The 12,035-nt window shown below is 69.2% G+C and carries 8 protein-coding genes; 7 read left to right on the plus strand and 1 reads right to left on the minus strand.

The features are described 5' to 3' along the window. Window positions 1–3: 3 nt before the first annotated feature. The 5 genes from ABNQ39_RS19500 (at window position 4) to ABNQ39_RS19520 (ending at window position 7,273) form a co-directional block, all read left to right on the plus strand. Window positions 4–843 (plus strand): metallophosphoesterase family protein, encoded by an 840-nt coding sequence (locus ABNQ39_RS19500; protein WP_376959909.1) that lies wholly within the window; start codon window positions 4–6, stop codon window positions 841–843. 81 nt (window positions 844–924) lie between these two features. After that, window positions 925–2,559, plus strand: coding sequence for a bifunctional metallophosphatase/5'-nucleotidase (locus tag ABNQ39_RS19505; protein WP_376959911.1), 1,635 nt, complete (start codon window positions 925–927; stop codon window positions 2,557–2,559). A 53-nt stretch (window positions 2,560–2,612) separates the two neighbouring features. Next, window positions 2,613–5,054 (plus strand): ATP-binding protein, encoded by a 2,442-nt coding sequence (locus ABNQ39_RS19510; protein WP_376959912.1) that lies wholly within the window; start codon window positions 2,613–2,615, stop codon window positions 5,052–5,054. A gap of 190 nt (window positions 5,055–5,244) precedes the next feature. Further along, a complete protein-coding gene (locus ABNQ39_RS19515) occupies window positions 5,245–6,840 on the plus strand; it encodes a tyrosinase family protein (protein WP_376959913.1) in 1,596 nt (531 codons plus the stop codon). Between the two features lie 184 nt (window positions 6,841–7,024). Further along, a complete protein-coding gene (locus ABNQ39_RS19520) occupies window positions 7,025–7,273 on the plus strand; it encodes a hypothetical protein (RefSeq protein WP_376959915.1) in 249 nt (82 codons plus the stop codon). 22 nt (window positions 7,274–7,295) lie between these two features. Here ABNQ39_RS19520 and ABNQ39_RS19525 read toward each other — a convergent pair whose 3' ends face one another. Continuing rightward, complete coding sequence (locus ABNQ39_RS19525) at window positions 7,296–7,634, minus strand: DUF1491 family protein (RefSeq protein WP_109050458.1); 339 nt, start codon at window positions 7,632–7,634, stop codon at window positions 7,296–7,298. A gap of 99 nt (window positions 7,635–7,733) precedes the next feature. Here ABNQ39_RS19525 and ABNQ39_RS19530 point away from each other — a divergent pair, with 99 nt between their 5' ends. Together ABNQ39_RS19530 and ABNQ39_RS19535 are read left to right on the plus strand one after the other, a co-directional pair. Next, the gene (locus ABNQ39_RS19530; protein ID WP_376959916.1) at window positions 7,734–9,215 is read left to right on the plus strand and encodes a tetratricopeptide repeat protein; all 1,482 of its coding nucleotides are present in this window, start codon (window positions 7,734–7,736) and stop codon (window positions 9,213–9,215) included. 210 nt (window positions 9,216–9,425) lie between these two features. Then, the gene (locus ABNQ39_RS19535) at window positions 9,426–12,035 is read left to right on the plus strand and encodes a flagellar hook-basal body complex protein (protein ID WP_376959917.1); all 2,610 of its coding nucleotides are present in this window, start codon (window positions 9,426–9,428) and stop codon (window positions 12,033–12,035) included.

A 12,035-nucleotide genomic window follows, 5' to 3' on the forward strand; every position in this document is an offset into this window, starting at 1 on the left:
CCCATGAAGATCGCCCTGATCTCCGACATCCATGCCAATCTGGAAGCGTTGCAGGCGACGCTCGACGCCATCCAGGCGGAGGGAGTGAAGCGCATCGTCTGCCTCGGCGACATCGTCGGCTACAACACCGACTTCGCCGCCTGCATCGCCCTGCTGCGGCAGGCCGGCGCCGTCTGCATCGCCGGCAACCATGACCGGGCGGTGGCCGGCCTGATCGGCACCGACGGGTTCAGCGGCCCGGCGGCGCGCGCCGTCGCCTGGACCGGGGCAAGGCTGGACGAGGATAGCCGCGCCTTCCTGACCGCCCTGCCCCTGACCGCCGATGTGGACGGCGCGCTGGTCGCCGTCCATGGCGCCCTGCATCCGGAAATGGGCAAGGAGCTGGTCCGGCTGGACGATGACGGAAAGCGGGCCTTGAGCCTGCGGGCGCTCGCGGCGCATCCATCGGGCGCGCGGATCTGCGCCTTCGGCCACACCCACCGGGCCGGGCTGTGGGAATGGCGGGACGGTGCGGTGCAGGCGGTGTCGCTCGACGAGCCGGCGGGAGCGGAGTTGCGGGTGGACGGGCTCTACCTGCTGAACCCCGGCACGGTGGGGGAGCCGCGTGGTGCCGATGCCCGCGCCTGCTTCGCCTGTTACGACACCGCCACCCGCCGCGTCACCCTGTATCGCGTCTCCTATGCCCGCCGCGCCGCCCTGGCGAAGACCCGGCGGGCGGGGTTGGCGCCACGTTTTGCCGCAGTTCCGGCGCCGTTTCGGATGAAGTTGATCGAAATACTGAGACTTCTTGGAGTCTACGAGTGGTTAAAACGCGCTCTTCCCCGCCGTGCGTCATCAATATGACAATCCCGTAACGCGGCTTTGCTTCAACAAAGACTGGAAAATGAGCATAATCCGGCGCGGGGGCAATGGTGACGCCGGGCTATGGACATTATCGGTATTTCAATCGGCGCTGCCGGCGGGGTGTGGTCCCGGCCCGGCAGGACATCGCCGCCCCTGACCGCATCGCTGGCGCTGGGCCTTGCCATCGGCCTCGCCGCGATTCTGCCGGCTGCGACCTTGCCGGCCCATGCGCAGGAGACTGACGCCTCCCCCAAGGCGACCGTGGCGGACAGCGGGCCGGTGCGGCTGACCATCCTCTACACCCAGGGCACCACCGACCTGGACGAGACCGCCGGGCGCGGCGGCATGGCGCGGCTGGCCGGCACGATCCGGCAGGAGCGGGCCGCCCACCCCAACCTGCTGGTCCTGCATGGCGGACAGACGCTGGCGCCGTCGGTGCTCGCCTTCTACGACCAGGGCGCCCACATCATCGACCTGCTGAACGGCATGACCATCGACGCGATGGCCGCGCTGAACCGCGAATACCATCATGGCGACGACCGGCTGAGCGCTCGCGCCTTCGAGGCCGGCTTCCCCATCGTCACCACCAACGCGGTCGACCGCTCCACCGGCCGCACGCCGGACGGGCTGGAGGAGGCGGTGGTGCTGACCGCCGGCCCCTTGCGCATCGGCGTGATGGCGGCGACGCCGGTGCTGACGCGGGAAACCACCCGAACCCAGCGCACGGAATTCCGCGACCCGGTGCGGGCGCTGGCCGCCAAGGCCGCGGCCCTGCGGGCCGACGGCGTCGATCTGGTGGTGGCGATGACCGGCTATGCCGGCGACACCCACCGCAGCGTGCTGGCCGCCCGGCCGGCCGACATCGTGCTGTACCAGGACCGCAGCCGCCCCTTCGCCGTCGAGTACGACGGCCGGTTCCTGTCCGCCACGGTCGGGCCGCAGGCCGCCTGGGTGCTGGCGCTCGACCTGACAATGCAGCGGACCGCCGGACCGGACGGCCAGCCGGTGGTGAGCTGGACCCCGGCGCCGCGCCTGATCGACACGGCGACGGTGGCGCCCGACCCGGCGGTGCTGATCCAGGCCAGGGCCTATGCGGCGCGGCTCGACACCATGCTGCGGATGGAGGTGGGACGTCTCGCCGCCCCCCTCGACACCCGCAAGGAGTCGCTGCGGACGGGCGAGAACGCCTTCGCCAATGCGGTGGTCGACACGCTGCGCGAGGCGCTGGACGGCGACGTGGCGCTGTTCAACGGCGGCGGCATCCGCGGCGACCGCCAGTATCCGGCCGGCACCCTGCTGACCCGGCGCGACATCTACACCGAACTGCCCTTCCACGATGTCGGGGTGGTGCTGGACGTCTCCGGACAGCAGCTCTGGGATGCGGTGGAGAGCGGCGTGTCGGCGGTGGAGCAGTTGCAGGGCCGCTTTCCCCATTTGTCCAATGCCCGGGCCGAGATCGACCTCGGCCGTCCGCCCGGCCAGCGGCTGCGCAGCCTGTCGGTCGGCGGCAAGCCGGTCGCCTTGTCCGGCCGCTACCGTCTGGCGACCAGCAGCTTCCTGGCGGCGGGAGGCGACGGCTACGGCATCCTGGCCGGCGCGCCGCGGCTGGTGGAGGACCGCAACACCGAGTTCGTCTCCACCCAGATGATCGACCAGATCGCCCGCAGCGGCGAGTTCGTTCCCCGGCTGGACGGCCGCATGACGGTGAGGCGGTGATGGACGGGCTGTCTTCCACCGTCTTGTCGTCACCCCCCCTGCCGGCCCCCCCCTTGCCGGTACACGACGCGGCGGTCATCGACAACACGGCACGGCGCAGGCCGCAGGCGCCGCCGCCGAGCCGTAGGCGGCGGTTCGGCATCGCCGTCCGCATCACGCTGGGCCTGTCGGTGATGGCGCTGCTGGTGCTGCTGATCGGCGGCGTGTCGATGTCCTCCTTCCGCCTGTTCCGGGCGGAGGTGGCGGCGCTGTCCACCAACACCCTGCCGGAGGTCATCACCAGCGCCGAACTGCACGGGTCGTTGCAGAAGCTGGTGGCGCAGCTGCCGCAGCTCGCCGCCGCCGCCTCGACGCCGCAGCGCCGGTCCATCTATGACGGGCTGGTGACGGAGCTGGACTCGATGCAGCTCCTGGTCGCCCGCATGCGCGGCCTGATGAAGGAGGGCGATCCCGGCGCGGGCGAGCGCGACGGCAATGTCCGCCTGCTGGAGCAGACCCGCTCCACCCTGCTGATCCTGGCCGCCACGGTCGCCGACCTGAACGCCGAGGTCACGCGCCAGATCGACTACGGCGACCGTCAGGCCGAAGCCGCGCGCGCGCTGAGCCGGCTGGCGGCGGCGATCGAGAGCATGCCGGACACCGGGGCCTGGGCGGCCCGCATCGGCGCGCTGATGGCGCGGGCGGCGGGGGCGACGCAGCTCGATCATCTCAGCCGCCTGAAGGGCGAGGCGCGGTCCGCCGAACGCACGCTGGCTGAACTGGCCCGCCTGTCGGGCGGCGCCCCGGACCCCACCGGGCAGATGATGTCCACCGTGCAGGAGGAGCTGTTCTCCCTGCTGGTGGCGCCGGGCGGGCTGTTCGAGAGCGCCATCGACCGGCTGCAGGCGCGCAACCGCGCCCAGGCGCTGACCGGACAGGCCCAGGTTCTGGTCGAGACGGTCGAACGCTCCACCCGCACGCTGTACGATTCCATCCGCGACCAGTCGGCCGAGCGCACCGATGCGCTGGCGGCGCTGATCGCCGAACGTACCCGCACGGTGATGGTGCTGGCCGGAACGTCGCTTCTGCTGGCGGTGTGCGTCTATTTCTTCTTCCGCCGCTTCCTGTCGACGCGGCTGGTGGCGATGAACCGGGCGGTTCTGGCCCGGCTGTCGGGAAGCCGCCAGTCCCTCCATCGCGGCATTGCGGCGCCAGCCGGGCCGCCGGTTCCGGTCCCGGTGGACGGCGACGACGAGATCACCGACATCGGCGCCTCGATCCGCTATTTCATCGAGGAGATCGACCGGCGCCAGCAGGCCGTGGCAGACAACGAGCGTCGCTTCCGCGATCTCGTCGAAGGCTCAATCCAGGGCATCGTCATCCATCGCGATTTCCACGTGCTCTATGCCAACGACAGCTTCGCCGCCATGCTTGGCATGACGGTGGCGGAGGTGGTCGCCCTGCCATCCCTGCTGTCGGTGGTGGCGGTGGCGGAACGCCAGGCGCTGATCGAGGGGTACGACCGGCTGCTGGAGAACGGGCAGTCGACGCCGCGACGCCGCATCCGTGCCTGCCGGTCCGACGGCGCCGGGCTGTGGGTGGAACTGACCGGCCGGCGCGTCGACTGGATGGACGGCCCGGCGATCCAGGCGGTGGTGGTCGACGTGACGCGCGAGGTGGAGGCGGAACATGCCCTGCGCCAGTCGCGCGATGCCGCCGAGCGCGCGCTCGACGAACTGAAGGCGACCCAGGCCAGCCTGATCCAGGCGGAGAAGATGGCCTCGCTCGGGCAACTGGTCGCCGGCGTGGCGCATGAGGTGAACACCCCCATCGGCATCACCATCACCGGCGCCTCGCAATTGCAGGCGCTGATCGGCGAGCTGTCGGACCGACACACGGCGAACGCGCTGAAGAAGTCGGACTTCCAGCGCTTCCTCAGCGACGGGATGGAGATGGCCAGCCTGATCCTGTCCAACAGCACCCGCGCCGCCAATCTGGTGCAGAGCTTCAAGCTGGTCGCCGTCGACCAGTCCAGCGACGAGCGCCGTCCCTTCCTGCTGCGCGATTACATCGACGAGCTGCTGCGCAGCCTGCACCCGACCTACAAGGCGCGGACGGCCCTGGCCATCGACGTCGCCTGCCCGGCCGACTTGGAGCTGGACGGCTATCCCGGCGCGCTGTCGCAGATCCTGACCAATCTGATCATGAATGCGCTGGTCCATGCGCTGGACCCGGAGCAGCCCGGCCGGATCGCCATCGCCGCCCGGCTGCTCGGTCCCGACATGGTGGAGCTGTCGGTCGGCGACGACGGCAACGGCATCGCGCCGGACGTGCTGCCCAAGATCTTCGACCCCTTCTTCACCACCCGGCGCGGGGCGGGCGGCAGCGGGCTGGGGCTGCACATCGTCTACAATCTGGTGACCGGCCGCCTGCACGGCACCATAGGGGTGGAGAGCCGCCCCGGCGAAGGTACCCGGTTCACCCTGCGCTTTCCCCGAGTCACTGCGGGCGCCTAGAACCGACCGCCGTTTTCCGATCCGCCCGATCCCGGCCTGCGCCTGTCCGCGGACAATCGGACATGCGCAGGTATGGCGCCATCCGCCCAATCCAGGCCCGCCCGCCGGTGCCGGTTGAATTCACGTGCAAACAGTCGGTTTCCTATACAGGCTTCCGGTGTTTTTGTCGTTATGCGGGAGCTTGATCACAATGAATTTCAATCGGCGCGATTTTCTGGCAACGGCCACCGCTGTTGCGGGCACCTCCCTGCTGCCGTTCGGGCCGGCGCGGGCGGCGACGGCGAAATACGTCCGCTATAGCGCGACCAGCGACGAAGGCAAGGCGATGCTGCGCAGCTACGCCACGGCTGTGCAAAAGATGGTGGCCCTGCCCCCCGATCATCCGCACAACTGGTTCCGCAACGCCTTCGTCCATTTCATGGACTGCCCGCACGGCAACTGGTGGTTCTATGTCTGGCACCGCGGCTATATCGGCTATTTCGAAGAGACGGTGCGCAAGTATAGCGACAATCCGAATTTTGCCTTTCCCTATTGGGACTGGACTCTCCTGCCGCAGATCCCCAACGAGATGTTCGACGGCGCCCTGACTCCGGTCAGCGAAGCCTTCCTGCCCTACACCAAGGATCTGAAGACCTTCACCGCCTATATCAAGCCGGCGATGAAGGCCTATTGGGACACGCTGAACGAGGCCCAGCGCAAGCAGCTGGACCTTCGCGGCTACAGCAGCTTCGACAAGCTGTGGGACGACGTCACCGGGTGCAGCCACGGCAAGTGCGATCCCGGCAACCAGGCCTTCGCCGCGACCGACCGTGCGCGCTACCTGACCCGCGAGAACCCGAAGCTGGACGACAAGACGGCCAAGGCCTGCTCGCCCCACACGGTGCTGACCGGCCTGCTGCCGGTGGATTATTACAACGCCGACGTGACGCACAGCTTCACCAGTTCCAAGACGGCGTCGCACAACGTCATGCCGGGCAAGGACACCCAGTTCTCGGTGCTGGAAGGCCAGCCGCACAACCTCGTCCACAACTACATCGGCGGCGTCGGCCCGTGGGATCCGGGCCCCTACGGCAACATGACCAACTTCCTGTCGCCGGTGGACCCCGTCTTCTTCCTGCACCATTCGAACATGGACCGCCTGTGGGACGTGTGGACGCGCAAGCAGCAGCGGCTGGGCCTGCCGATCCTGCCGACCGACAAGGAGGAGCTGTCGCAGCTGTCCCGCGAACCCTTCCTGTTCTTCGTCCGCGCCGACGGCAGCTATGTTCTCGACGGCCGCGCCGGTGACTATCTCAGCACCGAGCGGTTCCAGTACGAGTACCGGCATGGCTTCGGCGACGCGGAATCGGCACAGGTGGCGGCGGCCAAGCCGTCGGCTCCGGTCAAGGGCACGGTGGCGAAGGGCGTGGGATCGGTCCAGCTGTCGGCGGCGCCGTCCAGCCCGGTGGTGATGGCGGTCAAGGTGACCCGCCCGGCCGGCAGCAACGCCCCGCGCAACTTCGACCTGCTGATCAACGCGCCGGCCGGCGTGACGACGGTGACGGCGGACAGCCCCTATTATGGCGGCACCATCGGTTTCTTCGGCCCGGCCATGCATGGCATGGCGGACGACGCCACCTTCACCCTGCCGCTGCCCGAGCCCGCCCGCACCGCGGCACTGGCCCGGAGCCCGGCCGCGCAGGCGGCGACGCCGGCAACCGCAACGCTGGAGGTCCGCATTGTCCCGTCCAACGGTTCCGCCACCGCCGCCCCGGCGGTCAAGGGGGTCTCGCTCCACACCCTGTAAGGCGTGGCAGGCCGGCAGGCTGCCGGCCGCCCTGCTCGCGCTGCTGGTCCTCCTGACGGGCCAGCCCGCGGGCGCGGCATCGGCCGGTCAGTCCGGGAGACCGGACGGGAATGGGGAAACGACTCTCGCCCTGCCGCATCCGCCGCGGCAGGGCGAGGCCGCCATCCTGGCGGTCACTCTGGGCGTGGTCACCCGCGGGCAGACGGTGGAGGTCACCACGGCGGACGGCGAGCCCATCGGGACCGCCGCCCCTTTCGGCCCCCAGCGTGGTCAGGGGGCCGGAACGGTCACCATTCCGGTGCCGGCCGGGGCCCTGCGGGACGGTCGCCTGACGCTCCGCCTGCGCATCACCGCCTCCGGCTCCCCTCCCCGTCCACCGACGGCGGAGGAGGTCGGGGAGCTGCGGCTGTCCATCATCGGCCCGCCGCCCTGACGGCGCGGGTAGACGGCTGCGGTCAGCGCACCGGCCCGTCGAACCAATGCCGGCCCTGGCGGTCCTCCACCTCGATCACCCAGACGTCGGGGTCGTAGCGGAGCTGGCGGGCGATGTAGGCGTCGGCGTCGGCCTCCGGCACCGGGTCGGCGCCGGTGCCGCGCGCCCAGAACAGCCGCTCGCCATCGGCCTCGCGGGTCTGGACCAGCACGGAGAAGGTCCGGTCGAGCCGGTTGATCTTCAGAATCACGGTGCCGCGGCTGGGATCGCCCTTGCGGACCACGGTCATCGCCACGCCCTGGGAATCGGCCGTGCGGATATGGGCCGAGACCCAGAGATGCGTCGGAAGGCGGTCGTCCATTGCCGTGGCGGGCTCCTGATCGTCAGCTCTCGCTGACCTGGGATTTTCGCTGTTCTTCGATCCTCGCTCTGCCCGGCCGGCCGGTGTAGAGAAGAGGGCATGGCTACACTCCTGGACGCTCTCAACGCCGCCGTCAACCACCACATGGCCGGCCATGCCGATGCGGCGGCCGAGGCCTACCGGCGGATTCTGGCGGCGGACCCGGCCCAACCCGACACGCTGCACCTGTCCGGCGTCCTGCGGGCGCAGACCGGCGATGCGGCGGCCGCCGTGCGATGGATCGCACGCGCGGTGCGCGTCCGTCCGGCCGCCCCGGCGCCTTGGGGCCATCTGGGGGCGGCCCTGCGGGCGGCGGAGATGCCGGAGCGGGCGGAGCCGGTTCTGCGGCGCGCCCTGGCGCTCGATCCGGCAGACGGCGACGCTCTGGAGGCGCAAGGCGCTTCCCTGCATGCGCTGGCGCGCTACCCCGATGCGCGGCGCTGGCTGGAGCGCGCGGCCCGGCTTCGGCCCGGCCATGCGGCGACCTTGCTCAATCTCGGCACCGTCCTGCGCGACCAGCGCCGTTTCGACGAGGCGGAGGCCTGTTTCGACGCCGTGCTGGGGCGCCAGCCCTCCAATGCCGACGCCCATCTCGCCCGTGCGGTGGGGCGGCTGGTGCGCGGCGACCTGCGCGCGGGATGGGAGGGGTTCGAGCACCGCTGGCAGCGCTTCGCCAGCCCGCCCTGGGCCGGACAGCCGCCGGGCGGCGCCACCATCCTGCTGCACATGGACCAGGGCTTCGGCGACGCCATCCAGTTCGTCCGTTATGCCCCGCTGGTGGCGCAGATCGCCGCGGCGGACGGCGGACGGGTGATCCTGGAAAGCCATATGCTGCTCTACCGCCTGTTCAACCGCTGCCTGGGATCGTCGATCCAGGTGCTGTCGCGCGGCGAGGATCCCCCGCCGCATGATCTCCATTGCCCGCTGATGAGCCTGCCGCGGGCCTTCGGCACCGGCCTGTCGGACATTCCGGCCGCCGTGCCCTATCTCGCCCCGGACCCAGGCGATGTCGCCCGCTGGCGCGACCGGCTGGACGGGCTGGATGGAGCGGAGAAGGATGGTGCAGCCTTCCGGGTGGGGCTGGTGTGGGCCGGCAACCCCCAGCACCGCAACGACCGCAACCGCTCGATCCCGGCGGCGACCCTCCTGCCGCTGCTGATGGTGCCGGGCGTGCGCTTCGTCAGCCTGCAGACCGGCGAGGCCGCCGCCGGGCTGGACCGCCTGCCCGGCGTGAGGGTGCCGAACGCGATGGAGCGGGTGCGCGACTTCGCCGACACCGCTGCCATTCTCGCCAACCTCGATCTGCTGGTGACGGTGGACACCGCCATCGCCCATCTCGCCGGGGCGATGGGCGTGCCGTGCTGGCTGATGCTTCCCCATGTGCCGGACTGGCGCTGGCTGCTCGACCGGGCCGACAGCCCCTGGTACCCGTCGCTGCGCCTGTTCCGCCAGCCGCGCCCAGGCGACTGGACCACGACGCTCGGCACCGCGGCGGCCGTGCTGAAGGCGCAGGCCGCCCGCGCCGTCCGGACCGCCCGGTAGAAGCGGCAACTTCGGCGGGAGCTTTCTGCCCCTCCGCCCCGGCGGCACTAGGCGAAACTTTCCTACCGGGCGGCAATTTCCGGCCCTGCCGCACAGCTTGTTAAAGAGATGCAGGAATTTCAATGACTTGAGTTCGGCGTGGCAGTTGGCACTCCGCTTGCTAGATAGGGCGCAGAAGACCTTTGCCCTTTCTTTCGGAGACCCCCGGCCATGAGCATCTTCGGTTCGATGACAACCGCCGTTCTCGGCCTGAATGCCCAGTCGAAGGCGCTCGGACACATCTCGGACAACATCGCGAACAGCTCGACCATCGGCTACAAGCGAGTCGATTCGGCCTTCGAGACGATGGTCCTGCAGTCCAGCCAGCGTCTGCACGAGCCGGGCGGGGTCACGGCGCAACCGGTCTTCATGAACAACATCCAGGGCAGCCTGACCCAGGTGCAGAGCCCGACCAACATCGCCATCCAGGGCCAGGGCTTCTTCAGCGTCACCAAGGTGGCGACCCAGGGGTCCAGCACGCTGGTGCAGACGCAGACGGGCACGGTCAATTCGTCGGCCGCCTTCTACACCCGCGCCGGCGATTTCGAACTGGACAAGAGCCGATATCTGGTCAACAGCGCCGGCTATGCCCTGAACGGCTGGCTGGTCGATCCGGTGACGGGCGTCCTGCACAAGGACCAGGTGGCGCCGATCCAGGTCAACTCCCTGATCGACAAGCCGGTGGCGACCAACACCATCGACCTTGCGGCCAACCTGCCGGCGACGCCCAAGGAAGGCGAAAAGGTCCCCGACAGCAGCATCCAGATCTTCGACAGCCAGGGCAATCCGCGCACCGTCAACTTCAAGTGGCGGCAGCAGGCGGACAGCAGCTGGCGCATGGTCCTGGACGCGCCGGGGTCCAACACCAAGCCGGTCGACGGCACCTTCACCGGCAACCCCGCCACCGTCACCTTCGGCCAGAACATCGCCGGCCAGACGGCGGTGGCTCAGGTCAACGTCATCACCATCGCCGGCAACAACACCAACGGCCAGGACAATCTGCGCATCGGCGACACCTATTCGGTGAAGGTCGACGGCGCCAACTACAGCCTGAAGGTCACCGCCGACAACATCGGCTCGATCCGCACCTACTCCGGTCTGGCCGGCGCGCTGGCCAACCAGATCAACTCCGCCTCGCCGGCGGCCTCGGTGCTCGCCACCTCGTCGGGCCAGACGATCCGCGTGACCGCCCGCAACCCCGGCACGCCGTTCAAGCTGAACACGGACGTGGTGTCCGGCACCAACACCGTCAACACCATCGTCCCGCAGACCTCGACGGCGGCGACGGCGAGCGCGGGTGAAATCGACAAGTTCCAGTTCCCGCAGACGCAGGTCGAGGTCGGCGACTCCTTCACCATCAATGTGAACGGCACGCCGATCAGCTACACGGTGACCGCCGCGACCTACCAGAGCTACTCGACGGTGAGCGACGTCGTCACCCAGCTGGCCGGCAAGATCAACCAGGCACTGGGCTCGACCGTCACCGCCTCGTCGGCCGGCAACATCCTGTCGATCCAGGCCAATGCGGTGAACACCAACGTCACCTCCAGCGCGACCGCCACCAACTCCAACGCGGCGGTGAACACGATGAGCTCGCTGCCGTCCGTCTCCAGCGTGGCCGGCGTGCGCCAGAGCCGCACGGTGACGCTGACCGGCACGCCGGGCGACATCGGCACGCAGTATACCCTTAGCATCAACGGCACGGCGGTGACCTACAGCACCACCGGCGAAGAGATGACGATGGAGGACATCACCGCGGCGCTGGCGAACAAGATCAACTCCAACACCTCGCTGCCGGTGACCGCCACCGCTCAGGGCGGCGTCATCACCGTCACCTCCAAAACCGCCGCCAGCCCGACCAACCCCAACACGATGACCGGCACCGGCACGGTCACGCTGAACGGTTCCACCGTCGACATCGGCGATACCTACAGCATCACCTCCGGCGGCTTGACCTATCCGCTGACGATTACCAACGCCAATTACGGCCAGTACAACACGCCGGCCAAAGTCATGCAGTATTTCGCGTCGGTCGTCCCCGGCGCGACCGCCAGCGGCAACACGCTGACGGCGGCCGGTGCTTCCGGCGCGGTCACCGACGCCCCCGCCGCCCAGTTCACCCTGGACCAGAGCGCGGTCGCCGGCCAGACGCCGGCCCACATCGGCCTGACCTTCGGCAAGACCCCGGAGACGGTCGGCACGCTGACGAATATCTCCACCGCCCTGGTCGGCACCGGCTCGGCGGTCAGCGCCGCCAACCAGTCCGCGGGGTCCGACGCCAACGTCACCTTCACCGTCGATTACGGCTTCGGCCCGCAGCAGATCACGCTGAACCTCGGCAAATACCAGAAGCCGGGCGGCCTGACCCAGTATGCCGGCGAGGAAATCAACGTCACCCAGCTGGTCCAGAACGGCGCGCCACGCGGGCAGTTCAAGGACGTGGTGTTCGGCGACAACGGCACCGTCATGGTCAACTACGACAACGGACGGTCGAAGATGGTGGCGAAGGTGCCGATCATCACCTTCAACAACCCCAACGCCCTGCAGCGCGAATCCGGCGGCGTCTTCATCGAGAGCGAAGAGGCCGGCAAGCCGAACTTCAACGATCCGGAGACGAACGGCGCCGGTGCCGTGGTGGCGAACAGCGTCGAAAGCTCCAACGTCGACATCGCCGACGAATTCACCAAGATGATCGTCACCCAGCGGAGCTATTCCGCCAACGCGAAGATCGTCACCACCTCGGACGAAATGCTTCAGGAAGTGCTGGGGCTGAAGCGCTAA

It is taken from the genome of Azospirillum sp. A26, from assembly GCF_042604635.1.
GTDB classification, from domain to species: domain Bacteria; phylum Pseudomonadota; class Alphaproteobacteria; order Azospirillales; family Azospirillaceae; genus Azospirillum; species Azospirillum palustre.

Excerpts from the sequence above, each read along its gene's own strand:
- ABNQ39_RS19515 (WP_376959913.1), top strand. The coding sequence starts at position 5,245 with ATGAATTTCAATCGGCGCGATTTTCTGGCAACGGCCACCGCTGTTGCG.
- ABNQ39_RS19505 (WP_376959911.1), top strand. The coding sequence starts at position 925 with ATGGACATTATCGGTATTTCAATCGGCGCTGCCGGCGGGGTGTGGTCC.
- ABNQ39_RS19525 (WP_109050458.1), bottom strand. The coding sequence starts at position 7,634 with ATGGACGACCGCCTTCCGACGCATCTCTGGGTCTCGGCCCATATCCGC.
- ABNQ39_RS19500 (WP_376959909.1), top strand. The coding sequence starts at position 4 with ATGAAGATCGCCCTGATCTCCGACATCCATGCCAATCTGGAAGCGTTG.
- ABNQ39_RS19535 (WP_376959917.1), top strand. The coding sequence starts at position 9,426 with ATGAGCATCTTCGGTTCGATGACAACCGCCGTTCTCGGCCTGAATGCC.
- ABNQ39_RS19530 (WP_376959916.1), top strand. The coding sequence starts at position 7,734 with ATGGCTACACTCCTGGACGCTCTCAACGCCGCCGTCAACCACCACATG.